We start from the raw sequence: 18,531 nt of genomic DNA, 5'->3' as shown, positions 1-18,531 counted from the left end.
ATGGCCACCAAGAAGCCCATCGATCCGGCGGACAGCCCGAGGGTCGTGCTCGAAGGTCGCGTCGTCACGATGAACGGCAACGCCGAGGTGATCGCCAACGGCCGCGTCTACACGCACAACGGCGACATCGTCGCGGTGCAGGAGGCGACGGCGACGGCGCCCGCGGGCTTCGGCAACACGGCGGTGAGCGCCACGGGCGGCACGATCTACCCCGGCTTCATCGACCTGCACAACCACATGCCCTACAACGTGCTGCCGCTGTGGCAGGTGCCGAAGAAGTTCAGCAACCGCGGCCAGTGGGGCCGCCACGCCGAGTATCACAGCAAGATCTCCGCGCCGATGCAGACGCTCGCGGCCACGCCCGAGCTGCTGGCGTCCATCTGCCGCTACGTCGAGGCCAAGGCGCTGGTCGGCGGCACCACCACCGGCCAGGGCATCACGCTGGCGAACCAGTCGGGCATCCGGCGCTACTTCCGCGGCGTGGTGCGCAACGTCGAGGCCACCGACGACGAAGCCTCGCTGCCCGCGGCCTCGACGCGCGTGCCCGACGTGGCGGCCAAGGACGCGCAGACTTTTCTCACGCGGCTGAAGAAGGAGAAGAGCTGCTACCTGCTGCACCTCTCCGAAGGCACCGACGCGACCGCGCGCCGCGCCTTCCAGTCGCTGCAGATCGGCGGCGCCAGCTGGGCGATCACGCCCTCGCTCTGCGGCATCCACGCGGCGGCGCTGCAGGCGCCGGACTTCGAGGTCCTCGCAGCCAACGGCGGCAGCATGGTGTGGTCGCCCTTCAGCAACATGCTGCTGTACGGCCGCACCGCCGACATCGCCGCGGCCAAGGCGGCCGGCGTGCCGATCTCGCTCGGCTGCGACTGGGCGCCCTCGGGCAGCCGCAACCTGCTCAACGAGCTCAAGGTCGCGCACATTTTCAGCGAGGCCAATGGCGGGATCTTCACGGCGCGCGAACTGGTCGCGATGGTCACGCGCGAGCCGGCCGGGCTGCTCGGCTGGGACCGCGTGGTCGGCACCATCGAGGTGGGCAAGCGCGCCGATCTCCTCGTGGTCGAGGGCACGGCGGGCGACCCCTACCAACAACTCATCCGCGCCAAGGAGTCGGACCTCGCGCTCGTGATGATCAACGGCGTCGGTCGCATCGGCGACGCGGCGCTGATGCGCAAGCTGGGCTTTGCCGGCGAGACGCTCAAGATCGGCGGCGCCAACCACATGCTGTTCCTCGCGCACCCGGCCGAAGATCCGCTGACGCAGAACCTCACGCTCTCCGCCGCAGGCGATCGCCTGACCCGCGCGCTGCGTGGTCTGCCCGCGCTCGCGCGCATGGCCGAGCGCCCGCGGCCGATCTCGCCGATGGCGATGGCGCGCGCCGGCGCCAACACCTGGCGGCTGGCGCTCGACGAGATCCTCGACACGGGCGTCGAACTGCGCGCCAACCTGCCGGTGCGCGTGCCCGGCGGCCGCACGCTGCGGGCCGCGGCGATGCGGCCGGTGTTCGCGGAAACGAAGAAGCTCTCGGCCGCCGTCATGCCGCTCGCCATCGATGCGCTGACCGTCGTCGACGATCCCGGCTACCTCGACGCGCTGGACACGCAGAGGAACGTCCCAGACACGATCAAGGAGGGGCTGCGCGACCTCTGGTCGTGAACGCCGCCGCACCATGGCACTCCTGCGCGACGCATTGAACGATTTCACCATCAACTGGCGCAACGACCTCACGCCCGCCTGGCGCTCGGTGCTCGCCGGCGCCAGCCCCAACCCGACTGCCGTCGGCAGCGCGCTCACCTACGACGACCTGCAGCCCATCTACCCGTCGCGGCGCGACAAGCCTCTGCCCGGCGCACGCGCCGATGCCCACGTGTTCCGCGCTTTCGACGGCCTCACGCCCGCGAAGGTGCGCTGCGTCCTGATCGGCCAGGACCCCTACCCCGCGCTGAGCCGCGCGACCGGCCGCTCCTTCGAGCAGGGTGACATCGACGCCTGGGGTCTGCCCGCCGCGTCGGTCGCGAACAGCCTGCGCGTGCTGCTGCGCATGATGGTCGCGGCGCGCACCAACGATCCGGCCGTGCTGAAGATGAGCTGGACCACCTTCGTTCGCCACATCGCGACGCCCGCCGTCGCGCTCGAATCGCCGCGCGCCCTCTTCGACAAGCTGCAGCAGACGCAGGGCGTGCTCTTCCTCAATGCCGGGCTCACCATCACGCGCTACCAGTCCGGCGGCGCGCCGGAGCAGACGCGCGGCCACATCCCCTTCTGGCGGCCGGTGGTCGGCCAGGTGCTGCGATCGATGGCGACGCGAACGAGCGGACAGGTGGTTTTCCTCTGCCTCGGCCAACTTGCGCAAAAGCTGCTCGCCAACGAAGGCGTAAAGCTCGCTGCCACCCAGGCGGGCACCTGGGAAACGCGTGCCGGCGAGGTCGCGCTGCCGCACCCGGTGGCCCCGGGCTTCATCAACGGGCCGAATCCGTTCGCAGCGGTCAACGCGAAGCTCGTGGCCTTCGGAGCGGCGCCGATCGCCTGGTAGCGCGCCTGGACCAAGAGCCTCGGGCCAGAGTCCTCGAGTTTCGGGGGGTGACAATCGACGTGGCGCACCGTCTTGTTGGAAGGCCGAAAGGTCCGCTGGCCGCAGCCCCTTTGGGCAGCAGGTTCGGGACTTCGGCTACCAGTTGCGCCAGTTTGACGCAATGCTGCGCACGCATGCCGCTCGTCACAAGAGTTGACGTCGTTGACGATGCGCGTTCCGAGCAGCCCATCCGCGCTGACCTGGGCAGACAACCTCACGCGCGGCGGCGACCACGTGATCGTGAACTATAGGCGTAAGACCGGGGGCCAGAAGGGCGGTGGCCACATCTCGCCGCTCAGCGCCTGCGACGCTGCGTCAGACTCTTTCTCGTGCTCGATGTCAACCCGGCTGTAGTCCCGCCATTTCGCCTGCGTTCGTGCGCGCGGACCTTCTACCTTGAGTACAGTCCGGAAGTTCCATTGATCGTTGGCCGGGCTCGTGTCTCAACCCTGCCGGATAACGCCCATGAGTTCGCCCAGACCCCCAACCCCGCACGAGTTCGCCGTACTGCGTGTGCTTCGCGCCGAGGCTGAGAACCTGCCGCGCACCGCCGCAAGGATGGCGGCGACCTATCTGCCCACCATCGAGTTGCCCACCACTTGGCGGCCGGTGCTGGCACGAGCGCTCGAGAAGCGAGCCGGTGACGCGACATGTCCGCCGCTTGATGAACTGCAAGCCGAGTACGGCAGATGGGGCGCATGGCTGCCTGCCGCCTATCACGGCGATGCAACGGACGCGCGCTTCTGGCTGGTGGGTCTGCAAGACCACGCGGCCGAGTACCTGCCCCGATCACCCCCCGCGCCGTGACGGGGTAGACGTGCTTTTCGTGTTCATCGGTGCGCCTTGGGGAAGCGTCAGGGTCGCCAGGTGGTGTGCGAGACCGGCACCATGCCGTCCATGATCAGTTCGCAGACGAGCTGCTGCCCGCCCTTGAGATGGGTCAGGCTCAGCTCGGCGACCTTGTCGCTGTCGCCGCTCTCGAAGGCCTGGATGATCTACTCGTGGCCGCCGCCCCAGCGCTGCGTCCTGCTCTCGGCAGCCACGCTGATCCAGAGGATTCTCAGCACCGATTCCTGGATGAAGGTCAGCCACCAGCAACAGGCCTGCGGAACCTCGTGGGTGTAGACGATGGGCTCGAAGCTTTTCTCCGGATCCCAGCCCAGGTTCTTGAACAGGAACTTGTTGATGTTGTGGCTGCCGCCCACGATGCCGATCGTGTAGCCATCGGGCGCGGCTTTGGCGAGGACATCCGTGCCGAGGTTGTTGGATGCGCCAGGCCTGTTGTCGACGACCACCGGCTGACCCATCGACACCGCGAGCTTGTCTCCGATGACGCGCGCAATGGTGTCGATAGCGCCGCCCGGCGGGGCGGGCACGATGATCTTGATGTTGAGATACTTGGACGATCGCAGCCGCGTGTCTTTCCAGCGCGTGGGGCCGGCCTTCGTGGGGGAGCTGGGCGCGCCGCCCAATGGACACGAATTGCAGCGGCACGCGTGGGGCACATGTAAAATCAATCGCGCTCCGGGGTGCACGCGACAGTGCTGAGATTCAAACCCGCGAACTTGAACCGGTTAATGCCGGCGGAAGAAGAGCTTTCCCCTTGACCCATCGGCGAATCCCGCCTAGGTCAAGGTGGCCTTCGGAGCATCCGTTCGACGGTCACGAAGGAGTCCTCATGAACAACACCTCTGCAGAGCGGCCCACGCACACGGCGGGTGTTGTGTCCCATGCTTTCCGGTACCCGCGCGTGCTGTCTATCGCCAGCTCCGGCGGACCGTTGAACCATGGGCACGCGCCCGAAGCGATGCGGCTCCAGCCGCTGAATTGAATGTCAAACCATCCAGGACACAACACCGCCGGGGCCACGAGTGCAACCGGCGAAATTGTCGCTGACGTCCTCGCCTTCATCGAGCAGGACGGGTGCACCGACGACGACTTCGATCGGCTGGCGTTACGCCTGTTCGCCCATCAGTACGGCAACAATCAGGCGTACCGACGCTTCTGCCAGCGGCGCGGCGCGACCCTGCGCAATGTAAAGCGCTGGAGCGACATCCCGGCAGTGCCGATCGACGCCTTCAAGGAGCTGGACCTACGGTGCGAGCCGCCGGCCGCAACGGACCGCGTCTTCATGACCAGCGGCACGACCCGCAGCGAGGTGAAGGGCCGTCATCATCATCCGACGCTGGCGGTCTACGACCGGTCGATGATCCGCAACTTCTCGAGTCGGTTCATGCACGGCAGCGGCCGGATGCGCTTGGGGATCCTGTTCCCCACCGAAACCGTGCTGCCCAATTCCTCGCTGGCCCACTACCTTGCGCTCGCTCTGAGTGAATTCGGCACCGAGGAGAGTCGTTACTTCGTGAGCCCGCAGGGACTGGACAGTCCCGGCCTGTGCGATGCGCTGGCGGACGCTGAACGCCACGGCTTGCCCTACGCCCTGCTCGGCGCCAGCTACAGCTTCGTACACCTGATCGACGAGCTCAAGCAGCGTGGAAAATCTTTCCGCCTGCCGGCGGGCAGCCGGGTCCTGGACACGGGTGGCTACAAGGGACAGTCGCGCGAATTGCCACTCGACGCCTTCTATGCGGAGCTGTCCGCCCGGCTCGGCATCGAACGATCGCAGTGCATCAACATGTATGGCATGACCGAGCTGAGCACGCAATTCTACGACGCGGGCAATGCTACCGTGCCGTCGGTGAAGTCGGGGCCGCACTGGATCCGCTCCCGCCTGGTCGACCCGCTCACGAGCCGCGAAGTCGCGCGTGGCGAACGCGGTATCTTGGTCCATTGCGACCTTGCCAACTTCAATTCCGTGACCACCATCCTGACCGAGGACGTGGGCCTGGCAGCCGACGGAGGGTTCCTGCTGCTCGGTCGCGCCGAGGGCGCGCAGGCCAAGGGCTGCTCGCTGGCGGTGGAGGAATTCATCCGGGCGGCAGCGGCATGACGACGCTGCACGCGGCTGCCGGTTACTTGCCTGGCCTGGCGCCGGCGGAGGTGCAGTGGCAGCCTCTGGTCTTCGAATCGGGCGCCACGCGGCTCGAAGTCGCCGTGCCCGTGTTGAGCCCGCAACAGATGACCGCGCTCGCCTTGCGGGTCAAGCAGGCCAGCCGCCTCCATCTGAAGACGATGACCGTGTCGGAAATCGTGGCCGTGGTGGATCGCGCGATCGCCCGCCTGCTCGACCCGGCCGACGCCTACCGCATACAGGCCGACCGGCTGCTGCCGATCGTCAGCGGCTACGACGCCGATATGGTTCGCCTGGGACTCACGGCTTTCTTCAAGACCTTTCGCGAGCCGCAACTGCACCGCTTCGTCGCCGAAGACTTCGCCAATCCCAAATTGCTGGACGAGTTCCAGCCGCGACCCAAGGGCGGCGCGGCCAGGGCGTTCGGGCCGGATCTGCTGGTTCACAGCTGGGCCGGCAACGTTCCGGCCCTGCCGCTGTGGAGCCTGGTCTGCGGATTGCTGGTGAAGGCCGGCAACATCGGCAAGCTGCCAAGCGCGGAGCCGCTGTTCGCGGGCCTGTTCGCTCGGCTGCTGGCCGAGGTCCACCCGCCGCTGGCCGATTGCCTGGCCGTGGTGTGGTGGAAAGGCGGCGAGGAGGAACAGGCGTCGGCCCTCTACGCCGAGGCGGACACGGTGCTCGCCTACGGCGCCAACGATTCGCTGGCAGAGATCCGCCGTCGGCTGCCGGTCACGACGCGCTTTCTGCCGTACGGCCACAAGCTGGGCTTCGGCCTGGTGAGCGCCGCGGCCCTCGACACTCTGCGCGCGCCGGCGACGGCACGACTGGCCGCCTGGGACGTGATGCGCTACGACCAGCAGGGCTGCTATTCGCCCCATGTCTTCTACGTGGAACGCGGCGGCAAGGTGTCGCCGCGCGAATTCGCGCAGTACCTCGCCAGCGAGCTCGCCAACCTGCAGAACCGTTTCCCGCGCCGGGCCCTGGCGCTGGAGGATTCAGCCGCCGTGGCCGGATGGAGGCAAGCCATCGAGCTGCAGTCGATGTCGGCGGGCGGCGAGTTTGTCAGCGAGCTGATCGGCGAGGACGGCGCGGCCTTTGGCGTCGCTTACGCCGATGAAACACGGGCCTTGGCCCCCACGGCGCTGAACCGGAGTCTCCAAGTCGTCGCGGTCGACTCGCTGGAACAGGTGATCGCGCAAGTGGAAGCGCACCCCCCCTTCCTGCAAACGGCGGGCGTGGCGGCAGCACCGGCTGAACTGTTCCGGCTGTCGGAGTTGCTGGGAGCAGCCGGCGTGACCCGCATCACCGCCATCGGCTCGATGACCTCGCCGGAGGCGGGCTGGCATCACGACGGCCGGTTCAACCTGCTGGACCTGGTGCGGATGGTCGAGATCGAGCAGTCGGCAGAACTTGCGGCCGACAAGCTGGCGCCGTACGCGGACTAGGAGCGCTCGTGAGCTTCCTCGACATCGACAAGGTGGGCTTCACCTACCCCGGCTGGCCGCCGGTGGTGCGCAGCGTCGACTGGCGCATCGCGGAAGGCGAGTTCCATTGCCTGGTCGGGCGCAGCGGCTGCGGCAAGACGACCTTGCTCAAGCTCGCCGCGGGCCTGCTGCATCCCCAAACGGGCAGCATCCGGTTGCAGGGCAGGGAGGTGGTTGCGCCCGGACCGCAGCTCGGCTTCGTGTTCCAGTCGCCCACCCTGCTCGAGTGGCATCGCGTGATCGACAACGTCCTGCTGCCGGTGTCGCTGCAACACAAGCCAACCGCCCGGGAGATCGACAAGGCGCAGCAGTTGCTGGCGCTGCTCGGTCTGTCGGCCCATGCGCAGCATTACCCCCGGCAGTTGTCGGGCGGCCAGCAAAGCCGCGCGGCCCTGGCGCGCGCACTGATCCTGGAGCCGGCGTTGCTGTTGCTGGACGAACCCTTCGCCGCGCTGGACGCGATCACTCGCGGCGAGCTGCAGGACGACCTGCTGCACATGTGTCGCCTGCGCCGCACCACCGTCCTGTTCGTGACGCACGACATCTCCGAAGCGGTGTATCTGGGCGACCGGGTCGCGGTGATGGACAGCGGCCGGATCGTGCAGGACGTCCGCGTCGAGGTGAGCAAACCGCGCGCGCCGGCAATGCGGTACGGCGCAGCCTTCAACCTGCACTGCGCGCAAGTGCGCGACGCGATGGACATGGCGACGGTATGAAGCTGACCTCCGCGCGCACGCAGTTCTGCTCCTGGGCGCTTCTGCTCGCATTGCTCGCGGGATGGGAGCTGGCGTCGCGCGGCTCCGGCGTTTCGGCCCTGGTCCTGCCGGCGCCTTCGGCGGTGATGAAGTCGCTCTGGATGGGCCTGTCCACCGGCTACTTGTGGCCCCACATCCGCACGACCGGCCTCGAGCTGGTGCTCGGGCTGTTCACCGGCTGCTCGATTGGTTTCATCAGCGGCGTGGCGATGGCCGAGTCGGCGCTGCTGCAACGCGTGCTGAAGCCTTACATCGTGATCAGCCAGGTCATCCCCAAACTGGCGCTGGCGCCGCTCTTCATCGTGTGGTTCGGCTTCGGCATGACGTCGACGGTGGTGATCACGGCGCTGATCTGCTTTTTCCCCCTGATGGAAAACACCGTGACCAGCCTGCAGCAGGTCGACCCGCAACGGCTCGAGCTGTTTCGGATGCTAGGCGCCACGCGGCGTCAGACACTGCTGCGCCTGAAGCTGCCTTCCGGCCTGCCCGGCATCCTGGCGGGCCTGCGGGTGGCGGTGGTGCTCGCGCTGGTCGGGGCGGTCGTCGGGGAGTTCATCGGCGCCAGCCAGGGGCTCGGCGCGCTGATCATCGCCTCGCAGGGAATGATGGACACGCCGCTGATGTTCGCGGTGCTGGTTGTCATCGCCGCGCTCGGCCTGCTGCTGTACCAAGTCACGCTCGCGGTCGAGAAACGACTGCTGCTGCCCTACACCCGAATCTCATGAAGGAAACGTCCATGCACAAACCCATCGCACGCCGTTGCGCGCTGCTGGCAACCGCTGCGCTTTTCACCTTGGTAGCCGCAGGCGGGGCGAACGCTGCCGACACGCTGGAGAAGATCACTGTGGCCGGCTGGAGCAAGCCGATCACCGAGATCACGCACCTGCTGGTCGAGCCCGACAAGGGCATCTTCAAGGCCAACGGGATCGATCTGGCCTACGTGTCGGGCGCCGGCGGGGGCGACGCGATCCGCAACATCCTCACGGGACAGGCGGACGTGGCCTTCACCGATCCGGGTGCGTTCTTTTCGGCCCTCGACAAGGGCGAGAAGCTGCGGGCGATCTACGACATCTACCCACAGAACGTCTTCAACGTGGTCTCGCTCAAGTCCGCCAACATCACCAGCCCGGCCGACCTAAAGGGCAAGAAGATCGGTGTCTACAGCCTGTCCAGCGGCACCCGCCAGAACCTGTTGGTGCTGCTGCACCAGGCCGGTCTGTCCGAATCCGACGTCACCATCGTCGTCACCGGGCTGTTGAACTTCGCGCCGCTGCTGCAAGGCCAGGTCGATGCGACTGCTGCCACCGACACCGGCTTGCTGGTGGGCAAGCGTAAGGGGCTGGGCGACGTCAACGTGATGGAGGTGCGCAACTACTTGAACGTGTCGAGCGACCTGTTCGTGGTGCGGGAACAGGTCTACCAGCAGAAGAAGCCATTGCTGAAGCGGTTCCTGAAAGCCTATCGCGAGAGCGCGGCGTGGATGATCGCCAACCCCGACGAGGCGGCTGGCCTGGCGGTGAAACACGCCATCGACGGTACCGACCGCCCCACCAACCTGGAAGTGATCCGCCTGCGCAATGCCGCCTCCGTGTCGGCCACCACCGGGAAAAACGGTCTTGGTGCCTTCGACCTGGAGTCGCTGCAAAAGGCCGCGGACGCCTACCGCAAGCTGGGCCTGATCGGGCACGACATCAAGGTCTCTGACGTGGTCAGCACGGAACTGCTGCCGGCGCGATGAAGGTTGACACCATGAAGTTCGATGGCAAGGTGGTGCTGGTCACAGGTGCGAGCCGTGGCATCGGCGCCGCCATTGCGCAGGCCTTCGCAAGCGAAGGCGCGACGGTGGTGGTCAACCACCTGAGCAACGACGCCGCAGCCGCCGATGTGGTCGCAAATTGCAAGGCGGCCGGTGGCGACGCCTGGGCTGTGAAGGCCGACGTCAATTCGGGCGCGGCCGTGCAGGCCATGGTGGAACAGGCCCTGGATGCAGCGGGCCGCATCGACGTGGTGGTCAACAACGCCTTCCGGCCGTATTCATTCGACCCGCAGCGCCGCACCTTGTTCGGCGACATGGCGTGGCAGGATTACCAGGCGCAGTTCGATGGCGCCGTCGGCGGCGCATACAACGTCTGCAGGGCCGTGCTGCCGCACTTCAGGCACCGCACTCAGGGCAGCATCGTCAACATCGTCAGCGACCTGGTCGAGCGGCCGGTGATTCCGTACCACGACTACACGACCGCCAAGTCGGCGCTGGTCGGCTTCAGCCGCAACCTGGCCGCCGAACTGGGGCCGCTCGGCATCCGTGTCAACTGCGTCGCCCCGGGCCTGGTCTACCCGACGCAGGCCAGCAGCGCGACCCGGGAAGAATTTCGTGAGTCGCTGATCGCCGCAACCCCGCTGCGACGAATCGCGCGGCCCGAGGACGTTGCCGGCCCGGTGTTGTTTCTCGCTTCCGAATGGAGCCGCTTCATGACGGGCCAGGTGCTGTTCGTCGATGGCGGCCTGGTGATGAAATGAAGAGTTCCCGATGCGATTGCCGCCGGCGCGTATCCGATCGACATCCATCCGGCCGCCGGCGGCGAACTGCGCTACGAAGGCCTCGGTGACGACCACGCGTACCAAATCCCGTACCGCAGCCTGATTCCGGTCGGCTTCGACAACGCGCTGGTGGTCGGGCGCGGCGTCTCGGCGACGCACAGCGCGCACGCGGCGATCCGTGTGATGACCATCTCGATGGCCGTAGGCCAGGCAGCCGGCGTGGCGGCTGCGATGGCGGCGCAGTCGAAGCAGCAAGGGAAGGTCCGTGCCGTGTCGATGCCGGCACTGCGCGAACGACTGCTCAGAGACGGGGCAAAGCTGGCTTGACCGGAAGGGTGTTGTACAAGATTGCGCCCGGGATTGCCTGCGGTGAAGCCCTCGCCCGCTCGGGCATTCCCATGGCCAACAGCCAGCTTCCCTCGATCGCTTGCGCCTGTCCGCCCGTCAGCCAGGGCAGCGGCGCTGCGTCGAGCGATCGCTGGGCGAGCAGCAAGTCATGGGTGCGGGATGCGTGTTCATCTGCGCGCAGGCGAGCCGCATCTTCCGCATCGAACGTCCACACAGCCAGGTTGGTTGATGCGAAGAATCCAAGGGCCTCGCGAACATCGCACACCCAGCGCGACAGGTTGCACAGATGCGGGCGCATGCGCGCGCTCATCGGTGTAGGCCGGCTCAGCAGAAGGCGATAGGCGTCGCTTTCCAAGACCTGCGCGTCGCGCATGCCATAGATCGTGAGGTAGCGTGGCGCATCGCTGTTGCACAAGCGTCGATAACGCCGGCCCCACAGCATGCCTGGGACCGTCAACCGCTCGGGCACGTGCTCGCTTGCATGCCACGCGTTGTACTCGGCATCCACGTCGGGCGTGACGTCGTTCCATAGTGCCAACACGGCGCCCGTGCCGGCTATATCGTCATTCATCGCGTGCTTGCGGCTTCAGGAGCACTTTGCTCGCCGCCTTCGCGTGCGCCAGCGCAAACCCCTCGCGGGCTTGCGACAACGGCAAGACATGACTGATCATCGGGCGCATGACAGCATCCATCTCGCCCATCAGTTCGAGGGCCAGAGGCCAATCGGATTCGGGCGGACGAAACGAGCCACGCATTTGTTGCTGGTTGCGCACCATCGGTGTCAGGTCGAGCAAAAGCGGGCGGGCATGGATGCCGGTGACGACCACGATTCCATTGCGCCGCAACAGCGCCAGGCCTTCCGTGATGGTTTCGGGCACCCCCGTCGCTTCGAATATGACATCAAAGGGCTCGCCGCCCGTGTACGGCCGGGCGCCTTCGGCCAGCGGCTGAGTTGCCACATCGACCAAGGCATCGAAGCCCATTCGGCGCAGTGCGTCGAATCGGGCTGCGTCGTCGAAGCCGCTGACCACTACCTGCGTGGCACCGGCACGGCGTGCCAGCGCAGCGATCCCCTGGCCGATGGTGCCCGGGCCCATCACCAGCACGCGCTTGCCGGCTACGTCTCCTGCGATGCGAAGCGCCTGCATCGATATGGTGAGCGGCTCCGTGAGCGCTGCGAGCTCGTCGCTGAGGCTCTCGGGCACGGGCACGCAGTTGCGCAACGGGACCCGGACCCGGGGCGCGAAGGCGCCATCGCGCGTCATTCCGATGCCGCGGCGCTTCTCGCAGCCATCGTGGTCGCCCGTGGCGCAAGCGGTGCAGACGCCACAAGTCACGGAGGGACGAACGACCACGCGCTGGCCGGCCAAGGGGCCGGTCTGCGCAACCCCGACGAACTCGTGCCCGATCGTGACAGGAATGCTCTGGGTGATGAAGGCATAGCTGGGCGTCCAGTCGTCTACGTGCAGGTCGCTGCCGCAGATGCCGGTGGCCCTGACCTTCACGAGCACATCGCTGGAATCGGCTTCCAGCACGGGAGCCGGTATGTCCACCAGTTCGAGGCCCGCTTCCGGGCGTGTCTTGCGCAAAGCTTGCATGGTGCTTGATTCCGGTGTCAGTCGATGCTGATGCCGACCTTCTTGATGATGGCGCCCCATTTGAGGCTTTCGGCCGCGATGAAGGTCTTGAACTCGTCGGGCGAGCCTCCGCCGAGGATCAAACCCTGCTTTGCGAAGGCGTCGCGCACGTCCTTGTCCTTCATCACCTCGTTGACGTCGGCATTGATGCGGCGCACCAGTTCCGGCGGCGTGCCAGCGGCGCTGAACAGGCCGTTCCACGCCAAGGCTTCGAAGCCGGGATAGCCCGCCTCGGCGACCGTCGGCAGGTCCTTCATGGTCTCGGTGCGCTGGAGGCTGGTGCCTGCCAGCAGGCGAATGCGGCCGCCCTGGATCAGCGGCAGCAGCGCAGGAGCCACGGTGAACAGAGCTTGTGTCTCTTCGGACGCTACCGAAATACCGGCCGGTGGCGAGCCGGCGAACGGCACATGCGTGGCTTCGAAACCAGCCGCACTCTTGAACAGCTCCATGGTCAGGTGCGAAGAACTGCCGGCGCCGACCGAGGCGTAGTTGATCTTCCCGCCCTGCTTCTTTGCCCAGGCGACGAATTCGGGCAAGGTCCTGGCGGGGTTGCTGGCCGCAACCGCCAGCACGTTGGGTTGCGACGAGGTGAGCACGATCGGCAGCAGCTCCTTGGCAGGGTCGTAAGCCATCTTCTTGTACATGTGCGGCCCGAATGCGATCGGACCGTTGAAGCCAACGCCCAGGATGTAGCCGTCGGCCGGAGCCTTGGCAACGGCGGTCATGCCCAGCATGCCGCCTGCACCAGCCTTGTTGTCGACCACGACCGGCTGCTTCCAGCGCTCGCGCAGCTTGTCGCCCAGCGTGCGGGCGATGAAGTCGAGCGAGCTGCCGGCTGGCGCCGGCACGACCAGCTTGACCGGCTTGGTGGGCCAGCTCTGGGCCGACGCGGCCAGGCCAAATGCGCAACCCGTCAGCAGGGCGAGAGCTTTCTTCATGTGTGTCTCCGTTCAGTGGGCGGCGCTCTTGCGCCTGGAATGGACGAATTCTGGTCGCTGGCGTTCGATACGCCAAACACCGATACGCTATGGATTTGATATCTCCTGGATATGGAGTTTTCATGACCATGGAACTGAGGCACCTGCGCTACTTCGTGGCCGTGGCCGAAACAGGCAACCTGAGCCGGGCCGCGGAAAAGTTGTTCATCGCACAGCCACCGCTGTCGGTGCAGATCCGGCAGCTCGAAGAAGAAATGGGCACTGCGCTCTTTGTGCGCCACCCCAAAGGCGTACGCCTGACGACAGCAGGCGAGTCCTTGCTGCCGGAAGCGCGGTATCTGCTCGACCGTGCGGCGCGCATGAAGGAGTCTGTGACGGGAAGCGCCAGCAGCGGCCACTTGGCTCTCGGCTTCGTGCCCTCGGCCAGCAGCACGGTGCTGCCGAAGCTCGTCCGGCATCTCAAGAAGGAGCATCCGGCGCTGCATATCGAACTGCGCGAGATGATCAGCAGCGAGCAGGCGGAGGCGGTGGCCGCGGGTCATCTCGATGCCGGGATCGCACGCAGCAAGCCGCACCATCCGCGGCTGACGGTCGCGGCGCAGATGGCCGATCCCTTTTGCCTTGCGCTGACGCCGCAGCAAGCACGCCGTGCCGGCAACCCGGTCGAACTGCGCAGCTTCGCGGACCACGATTTCGTCGCCTTCACCCGGCACCGAGGACCAGCGTACTTCGACCAGTCGATCTACCTCTGCGCAAAGGCCGGCTTCAGCCCGCGCATCCGCTACGAAGCGAGCACGGTGCACGGCGTGCTCGACCTGGTCGGTGCCGGGCTCGGCGTGGCATTGGTGCCGTCTTCGTGCGCGTTGCTTGGAGTGGCGGGCACGAGGTTTTGCAGCCTGCGGGGACCGGCCGCCAGCGAGGTGCTTGTTTTGCTGAGGCGAAAGGCGGATCCGAATCCTCTGTTGCCTACGTTGGCAGATGCAGTGCGCGCGAACTTTGCTGACCTTCAACGCCGCATGGCAGAAATGCTGGGCTGTTGAAATGGCCGAGCAGACCGACGCTTGAGACTGCTTGTCGCCCGGACGCGCCCACGCTGCTTCTGGCTGTCCGTGTAGTAGATCCGAGGCCTTTGCTTCATCTGCAACACTCCTTCTGCCTACGCAGTTTTTAGTGTGTTGCATCGACCGGTTGAATCCGCAGCCGCGTCCCGTCACTGGATGAATCAAGCAAACGCTGCCTCGCTTCCGGCAAGAAGCGCAGACCTCACTCCTCGGCCGGCAACGACGCTGCGACATGGCGGAGCTGCGGAACGAACCCCCCCGGTCGAACAGGAAGAGGCTCCCCCTCATTGAGATGAGTCCTGTCTCCTTGGCGCAGATAGAGTCGTCTCGCTCCAACTGCAATCGCACGTCCGCACCTCGTCCGCTCTCGATCCACTCATGACCTCGATTTTGACGGTGGCAACGAAAAAGCCCCGGCCGTTTCCGGTCAGGGCAAGAGGTCGTTGGTCGACCTTGGAGAAGGGTTCCCACTGAGAGATTTCATCATGGGCGCTTTGGCGGCGCCGTTCAACGACCCCGCGCACTGGAAGCTACGCGGCAGCCCTCCGGATCGGAACTACTGCGCAGTTCGGCCGAAAATTTGACGATCCGCTGCACAAGCAAGCTCAGATATGACAAACCCGCCTCGGTGGGCTAGGGGTTGGCTTAAAGTGTTGACGCTGAAGCCCTAAACGCCAACGATCTCCGAGTCACTTGCTGCCCGGGGATCGCTTATTTTGTGCGCGACCCGTAGGTCCGCAATGGAGCAAGGGCGAACAGCCGGTTAGGGCCCAGTGCCGTCATACAGCAGGCTGTTGCGGATGTCCGCTTTGCAGGGTTGCAGACATTCAACGGTTCCCACACGGATGACTGCTTTCAGGCCAAGACCAAACGTCGTAGTGCCCTTGTTCAAATTTGCGCCAAAAGGAAGTGTTGATGCGGTTGAGCAAAGGCTCAGCGCACCGTTGCACCCCACGCCCCCACGCCCCACGCCGACAATTCGATCCGCCTCACCTCGCAGGTCGGAAGTCATGTGCCGCGCCACGCACCCACTCGACGAAGCACTGCACCGGCCGCCTTGGCGCCGATGACTGCTTGTTCTGCACGAGGTGATAGCGGTACGGACCAGTGACCGCACCGCACCAAGCCATCGCCAGCCCCCTTTGGTCGACAGCGTCAGAGGCCAGCACATCCGAAGCCATCGCCACGCCCTGCTTCGACGTGGCTGCGTCGAGGGTGAGATAGCTGTGCGAAAAGCGCAGCCTCGGAACCTGCAGCCGCTTGGGCACGAGGATGCCATGCACCTTAAACCATCGTGCCCAGTCGACCTGTTCCGGAATGCGCGGCTCGAACTCGTCGTGAAGAAGAACCATGTCCAGGAGGTCGCGAGGTGACGCCAACGCGCCGTGCTCGGCCAGCAGCGCAGGGGCCGCGACGGGGAAGAAGTGCTCGTCCAGCAGCGGCTCGGACGCCAGTCCGGGGTACGGTCCCGCGCCGAGCCGGATGGCCACGTCCACCCGGTCTCGCACAAACTCCACCGGCGGCACCGACGCGAGCACGCGAACCTCGATTTGCGGGTGGATCGCCCGGAACTGTCCCAGCCTCGGCATCAGCCAACGCGTGACGAACGAAGGCATGGCCGTGACGGTGACTTCGTTGTCGTCGGCGTGGCGGCGCAGTTCGATCGAAGCGCGTTCCAGATCCTCGAGCACCTGCTCCACGCTAGCGCGGTAGACGCGCCCGGCATCGGTCAGTTCCACCGAGCGAGGCAGCCGCGCAAAGAGTTCGACGCCGAGCCACTCCTCGAGCTGACGCACTTGATGTGCAATCGCGCCTGGCGACACGAAAAGCTCCGCCGCGGCCTTGGCGAAGCCGCCGTGGCGCGCCGCCGCTTCGAAGGCGCGCACCGAGAGCATGGGAGGAAGTTCGCGTGCCATGAGGACCAATATTTTGGAGGGTCAGGTGTCAAAGGTTTGGTTTGTCCGCTGGGGCGCACCTTCCTAAGCTTCCGGCGGATGGCCCATTGGGGCAATCAGATTATTTCATCCACAGGAATTTCGATGGACCTTCAGATACATGGGCAGGCCAACGCCCGATTGCCCGCGGCCTACCGGCAGGTGCTCGTCTCGTGGTCGGTGCAAGGCGGACTCAACCCGCCGGTCATCACGCGCGCCGAGGGTTGCCACTTCTTCGACCAGGACGGCAAGGCCTACCTGGACATGACCAGCGGCTATGTCGCGGTGCCGCTGGGCCACGGCCATCCGAAGGTCGTGAAGGCGATCCAGCAGCAGGCCGAGAAGCTGTGCTGGGTCGCCTCCAGCTACTTCAACGATGTGCGCGCCGAATACGCGCAGCTGCTCAACCGCATCTCGCCATGGCCCGAAGGGCTGCGCGTGCATTTCGCGTCCGGCGGCGGCGAGGCGAACGATGATGCGCTGAAGATCGCGCGGCTCGTCACGCGCAGGTCCAAGGTGCTCAGCGCCTACCGCTCGTACCACGGCAGCACCATCGGCGGCAGTGCGATGACCGGCGTGGACCGCTGGCGCGACCCGCTGCCCAACCTGCCGGGCATGGTGAAGTTCTTTACGCCCTACCCGTACCGCAGCCCGTTCTTCACCACCGATGCCGCCGAGGAAACGCGCCGCGCGCTGCAGCACCTGGAGCAGGTGCTGTCGCACGAAGGCGCCCACAACGTCGCGGCGATCGTGCTCGAGCCCATGACCGGCTCCAGCGGCATGGTGATCTACCCCGACGGCTACCTGCAGGGCGTGCGCGCGCTGTGCGACCGGCACGGCATCCTGCTGGTCTTCGACGAGGTCATGACGGGGTTCGGCCGCACCGGCGCCGCGTTCGCCGCGACGCGGCTGGGCGTGCTGCCGGACCTGATGTCGTTCGCCAAGGGCGCGAGCTCGTCGTACACGCCGCTGGGCGGCGTGCTTGTGCGCGAAGGCGTGGCCAGCCACTTCGACACCGAACTGTTCGACGTGGGCCACACCCACGCCGGCCATGTGCTCGCCGTGGCCGGCGGCGTCGCGGCCCTGAAGGTCTACCTCGAGGAAGGCCTGTTCGAGCGCACGCTCGAGATCGAGAGCTGGCTGCGCGAGGGCCTGCAGGCGCTGCAGCGCGCCCATCCGGTGGTGGGCGACGTGCGCGGCATGGGCGCGCACTTCGGCATCGAACTGGTGCGGGACCGGCACACGCGCGAGCCGCTGGTGCAATGGCACCACCCTGGCGGATCCGCGCCCATGAAGGCGTTCTACGGCGAGCTCATGCGCCGCGGCGTCCATGCCTATGGCCGCTACAACGTGGTGATGGTCTCGCCGCCCTTCGTGATCACGCGCGCTGAGCTCGCGCAAGGGCTGGAGGCGTTCGACGCCGCGCTGACGGTGCTGGAGGCTTCGCTGTGACGCCCGCATCAAACGCCTCCAGCGACATGCCGTACGAGGACATCCTCTACGAGGAGCGCGAAGGCGTCGCGCGCATCACCATCAACCGGCCGCAGGTCTACAACGCGGTGCGCGGGCGCACCGCGGAAGAGCTGCTTCATGCGATCGGCCGCGCCGGCTGGAACCGCGAGATCGGCGTGGTCGTGCTCGCCGGCGCCGGCGAGCGCGCCTTCTGCACCGGCGGTGACCAGTCCAGCCACGGCCAGGGCGGCTACGGCGCGCGCGGCACCATCGGCTTGCCGATGGAGGAGCTGCAGAGCCTGATCCGCGACATTCCCAAGCCCGTGATCGCGCGCGTGCAGGGCTTCGCCATCGGCGGCGGCAATGTGCTCGTCACGGTCTGCGACCTTGCGATCGCGAGCACCGACGCGGTGTTCGGCCAGGTCGGCCCGAAGGTCGGCTCGGTGGATCCGGGCTTCGGCACCGCGCTGCTCGCGCGTGTGGCGGGCGAAAAGCGCGCCAGGGAGATGTGGTACCTGTGCCGCCGCTACGGCGCAGAGGAAGCGCTCGCGATGGGGCTGGTCAATCGCGTAGTCGCGCCGGCGCAGCTGGACGCCGAGGTCGAACTCTGGTGCCGCGAGATCCTTGCCAAGAGTCCGACCGCCCTGGCCATCGCCAAGCGCTCTTTCAACGCCGATTCGGAGAGCATCCGGGCCATCGGCGCGCTGGGCTTCGAGGCGCTGGCGCTCTACTACGGCACGGCCGAGTCGCGCGAAGGCGTGCAAGCCTTTCTCGCCAAACGCGCGCCGGATTTCCGGGGTGCGCGGCGGGGCACGCGTTGAAGCCGCAAAGGAAGGCATTC

At 66.5% G+C, this 18,531-nt stretch carries 19 protein-coding genes, 1 pseudogene and 1 riboswitch; of the genes and pseudogenes, 15 read left to right on the top strand and 5 right to left on the bottom strand.

Features of this window, described 5'->3' with window-relative positions; all coding sequences use genetic code 11:
- From ACSQ89_RS31355 to ACSQ89_RS31340, 4 genes are all read left to right on the top strand, one after another.
- Window positions 1-1,656 carry an amidohydrolase family protein gene (locus ACSQ89_RS31355; protein WP_436294283.1) on the top strand — a complete coding sequence of 552 codons (1,656 nt, stop codon included), beginning with the start codon at window positions 1-3 and terminating at the stop codon, window positions 1,654-1,656.
- A 13-nt stretch (window positions 1,657-1,669) separates the two neighbouring features.
- A complete protein-coding gene (locus tag ACSQ89_RS31350) occupies window positions 1,670-2,533 on the top strand; it encodes a hypothetical protein (protein WP_436294282.1) in 864 nt (287 codons plus the stop codon).
- Between the two features lie 207 nt (window positions 2,534-2,740).
- Window positions 2,741-2,926 carry a phytochelatin synthase family protein gene (locus ACSQ89_RS31345; protein ID WP_436294402.1) on the top strand — a complete coding sequence of 62 codons (186 nt, stop codon included), beginning with the start codon at window positions 2,741-2,743 and terminating at the stop codon, window positions 2,924-2,926.
- A 111-nt stretch (window positions 2,927-3,037) separates the two neighbouring features.
- Window positions 3,038-3,379 (top strand): hypothetical protein, encoded by a 342-nt coding sequence (locus ACSQ89_RS31340; RefSeq protein ID WP_436294281.1) that lies wholly within the window; start codon window positions 3,038-3,040, stop codon window positions 3,377-3,379.
- Window positions 3,380-3,678: 299 nt separating this feature from the next.
- On the opposite strand, the pseudogene ACSQ89_RS31335 reads toward ACSQ89_RS31340, so the two are convergent.
- Window positions 3,679-3,960, bottom strand: a pseudogene (locus ACSQ89_RS31335) (tripartite tricarboxylate transporter substrate-binding protein); the annotation flags it as partial.
- 127 nt (window positions 3,961-4,087) lie between these two features.
- Window positions 4,088-4,181: riboswitch (TPP riboswitch) on the top strand.
- Between the two features lie 69 nt (window positions 4,182-4,250).
- Between ACSQ89_RS31335 and ACSQ89_RS31330 the strand changes: the two are divergent.
- The 8 genes from ACSQ89_RS31330 to ACSQ89_RS31295 are packed head-to-tail and all read left to right on the top strand — an operon-like array spanning window position 4,251 to window position 10,647.
- Window positions 4,251-4,403 carry a hypothetical protein gene (locus ACSQ89_RS31330; RefSeq protein ID WP_436294280.1) on the top strand — a complete coding sequence of 51 codons (153 nt, stop codon included), beginning with the start codon at window positions 4,251-4,253 and terminating at the stop codon, window positions 4,401-4,403.
- Window positions 4,404-5,522 (top strand): long-chain fatty acid--CoA ligase, encoded by a 1,119-nt coding sequence (locus tag ACSQ89_RS31325; RefSeq protein ID WP_436294279.1) that lies wholly within the window; start codon window positions 4,404-4,406, stop codon window positions 5,520-5,522.
- Complete coding sequence (locus ACSQ89_RS31320; RefSeq protein WP_436294278.1) at window positions 5,519-6,988, top strand: acyl-CoA reductase; 1,470 nt, start codon at window positions 5,519-5,521, stop codon at window positions 6,986-6,988. The genes ACSQ89_RS31325 and ACSQ89_RS31320 overlap by 4 nt, the downstream gene beginning before the upstream one ends.
- Before the next feature lie 8 nt (window positions 6,989-6,996).
- Window positions 6,997-7,743, top strand: coding sequence for an ABC transporter ATP-binding protein (locus ACSQ89_RS31315; RefSeq protein WP_093110599.1), 747 nt, complete (start codon window positions 6,997-6,999; stop codon window positions 7,741-7,743).
- On the top strand, window positions 7,740-8,507 hold the full coding sequence (locus ACSQ89_RS31310) for an ABC transporter permease (RefSeq protein ID WP_436294277.1): 768 nt from the start codon (window positions 7,740-7,742) through the stop codon (window positions 8,505-8,507). Before ACSQ89_RS31315 ends, ACSQ89_RS31310 begins: the two co-directional genes overlap by 4 nt.
- A gap of 11 nt (window positions 8,508-8,518) precedes the next feature.
- Window positions 8,519-9,520 (top strand): ABC transporter substrate-binding protein, encoded by a 1,002-nt coding sequence (locus ACSQ89_RS31305; RefSeq protein ID WP_436294276.1) that lies wholly within the window; start codon window positions 8,519-8,521, stop codon window positions 9,518-9,520.
- A gap of 11 nt (window positions 9,521-9,531) precedes the next feature.
- Window positions 9,532-10,299 (top strand): SDR family oxidoreductase, encoded by a 768-nt coding sequence (locus ACSQ89_RS31300; RefSeq protein WP_436294275.1) that lies wholly within the window; start codon window positions 9,532-9,534, stop codon window positions 10,297-10,299.
- A 15-nt stretch (window positions 10,300-10,314) separates the two neighbouring features.
- The gene (locus ACSQ89_RS31295) at window positions 10,315-10,647 is read left to right on the top strand and encodes an FAD-dependent oxidoreductase (protein WP_093110605.1); all 333 of its coding nucleotides are present in this window, start codon (window positions 10,315-10,317) and stop codon (window positions 10,645-10,647) included.
- On the opposite strand, the gene ACSQ89_RS31290 is transcribed toward ACSQ89_RS31295, so the two are convergent.
- Genes ACSQ89_RS31290 through ACSQ89_RS31280 form a run of 3 tightly spaced genes read right to left on the bottom strand, consistent with a single transcriptional unit; the run spans window position 10,622 to window position 13,243 of the window.
- Complete coding sequence (locus ACSQ89_RS31290) at window positions 10,622-11,239, bottom strand: hypothetical protein (protein ID WP_436294274.1); 618 nt, start codon at window positions 11,237-11,239, stop codon at window positions 10,622-10,624. The two genes, ACSQ89_RS31295 and ACSQ89_RS31290, sit on opposite strands and share 26 nt — an antisense overlap.
- Window positions 11,232-12,266: a zinc-dependent alcohol dehydrogenase gene (locus ACSQ89_RS31285; protein ID WP_436294273.1), complete on the bottom strand. Its 1,035-nt coding sequence runs from the start codon at window positions 12,264-12,266 to the stop codon at window positions 11,232-11,234. The genes ACSQ89_RS31290 and ACSQ89_RS31285 overlap by 8 nt, the downstream gene beginning before the upstream one ends.
- A 17-nt stretch (window positions 12,267-12,283) precedes the next feature.
- On the bottom strand, window positions 12,284-13,243 hold the full coding sequence (locus ACSQ89_RS31280; protein ID WP_436294272.1) for a Bug family tripartite tricarboxylate transporter substrate binding protein: 960 nt from the start codon (window positions 13,241-13,243) through the stop codon (window positions 12,284-12,286).
- On the opposite strand from ACSQ89_RS31280, the gene ACSQ89_RS31275 reads away from it, so the two are divergent.
- Complete coding sequence (locus ACSQ89_RS31275) at window positions 13,207-14,283, top strand: LysR family transcriptional regulator (RefSeq protein ID WP_436294271.1); 1,077 nt, start codon at window positions 13,207-13,209, stop codon at window positions 14,281-14,283. The two genes, ACSQ89_RS31280 and ACSQ89_RS31275, sit on opposite strands and share 37 nt — an antisense overlap.
- Before the next feature lie 1,010 nt (window positions 14,284-15,293).
- Here the strand turns inward: ACSQ89_RS31275 and gcvA are convergent.
- On the bottom strand, window positions 15,294-16,220 hold the full coding sequence (gcvA, locus tag ACSQ89_RS31270; protein WP_436296799.1) for a transcriptional regulator GcvA: 927 nt from the start codon (window positions 16,218-16,220) through the stop codon (window positions 15,294-15,296).
- Between the two features lie 123 nt (window positions 16,221-16,343).
- Between gcvA and ACSQ89_RS31265 the strand changes: the two genes are divergently transcribed.
- Entirely contained in the window at window positions 16,344-17,690 is a 1,347-nt protein-coding gene (locus ACSQ89_RS31265) for an aminotransferase class III-fold pyridoxal phosphate-dependent enzyme (RefSeq protein ID WP_436294269.1), read from the top strand.
- A gap of 26 nt (window positions 17,691-17,716) precedes the next feature.
- Window positions 17,717-18,511: an enoyl-CoA hydratase-related protein gene (locus ACSQ89_RS31260; RefSeq protein WP_436294401.1), complete on the top strand. Its 795-nt coding sequence runs from the start codon at window positions 17,717-17,719 to the stop codon at window positions 18,509-18,511.
- The last annotated feature ends 20 nt before the right edge of the window (window positions 18,512-18,531 follow it).

The organism is Variovorax sp. LjRoot175 (assembly GCF_964253805.1).
GTDB lineage: Bacteria > Pseudomonadota > Gammaproteobacteria > Burkholderiales > Burkholderiaceae_C > Variovorax.
Note: the sequence above shows the minus strand (reverse complement) of the source record. Positions and strands in the feature narration are given on the sequence as shown.

Excerpts from the sequence above, each read along its gene's own strand:
- ACSQ89_RS31320 (WP_436294278.1), top strand. The coding sequence starts at position 5,519 with ATGACGACGCTGCACGCGGCTGCCGGTTACTTGCCTGGCCTGGCGCCG.
- ACSQ89_RS31280 (WP_436294272.1), bottom strand. The coding sequence starts at position 13,243 with ATGAAGAAAGCTCTCGCCCTGCTGACGGGTTGCGCATTTGGCCTGGCC.
- ACSQ89_RS31265 (WP_436294269.1), top strand. The coding sequence starts at position 16,344 with ATGGACCTTCAGATACATGGGCAGGCCAACGCCCGATTGCCCGCGGCC.
- ACSQ89_RS31275 (WP_436294271.1), top strand. The coding sequence starts at position 13,207 with ATGCGCAACCCGTCAGCAGGGCGAGAGCTTTCTTCATGTGTGTCTCCG.
- ACSQ89_RS31260 (WP_436294401.1), top strand. The coding sequence starts at position 17,717 with ATGCCGTACGAGGACATCCTCTACGAGGAGCGCGAAGGCGTCGCGCGC.
- ACSQ89_RS31305 (WP_436294276.1), top strand. The coding sequence starts at position 8,519 with ATGCACAAACCCATCGCACGCCGTTGCGCGCTGCTGGCAACCGCTGCG.
- ACSQ89_RS31290 (WP_436294274.1), bottom strand. The coding sequence starts at position 11,239 with ATGAATGACGATATAGCCGGCACGGGCGCCGTGTTGGCACTATGGAAC.
- ACSQ89_RS31325 (WP_436294279.1), top strand. The coding sequence starts at position 4,404 with ATGTCAAACCATCCAGGACACAACACCGCCGGGGCCACGAGTGCAACC.
- ACSQ89_RS31350 (WP_436294282.1), top strand. The coding sequence starts at position 1,670 with ATGGCACTCCTGCGCGACGCATTGAACGATTTCACCATCAACTGGCGC.
- gcvA (WP_436296799.1), bottom strand. The coding sequence starts at position 16,220 with ATGGCACGCGAACTTCCTCCCATGCTCTCGGTGCGCGCCTTCGAAGCG.
- ACSQ89_RS31340 (WP_436294281.1), top strand. The coding sequence starts at position 3,038 with ATGAGTTCGCCCAGACCCCCAACCCCGCACGAGTTCGCCGTACTGCGT.
- ACSQ89_RS31300 (WP_436294275.1), top strand. The coding sequence starts at position 9,532 with ATGAAGTTCGATGGCAAGGTGGTGCTGGTCACAGGTGCGAGCCGTGGC.
- ACSQ89_RS31310 (WP_436294277.1), top strand. The coding sequence starts at position 7,740 with ATGAAGCTGACCTCCGCGCGCACGCAGTTCTGCTCCTGGGCGCTTCTG.
- ACSQ89_RS31345 (WP_436294402.1), top strand. The coding sequence starts at position 2,741 with ATGCGCGTTCCGAGCAGCCCATCCGCGCTGACCTGGGCAGACAACCTC.
- ACSQ89_RS31330 (WP_436294280.1), top strand. The coding sequence starts at position 4,251 with ATGAACAACACCTCTGCAGAGCGGCCCACGCACACGGCGGGTGTTGTG.
- ACSQ89_RS31285 (WP_436294273.1), bottom strand. The coding sequence starts at position 12,266 with ATGCAAGCTTTGCGCAAGACACGCCCGGAAGCGGGCCTCGAACTGGTG.
- ACSQ89_RS31355 (WP_436294283.1), top strand. The coding sequence starts at position 1 with ATGGCCACCAAGAAGCCCATCGATCCGGCGGACAGCCCGAGGGTCGTG.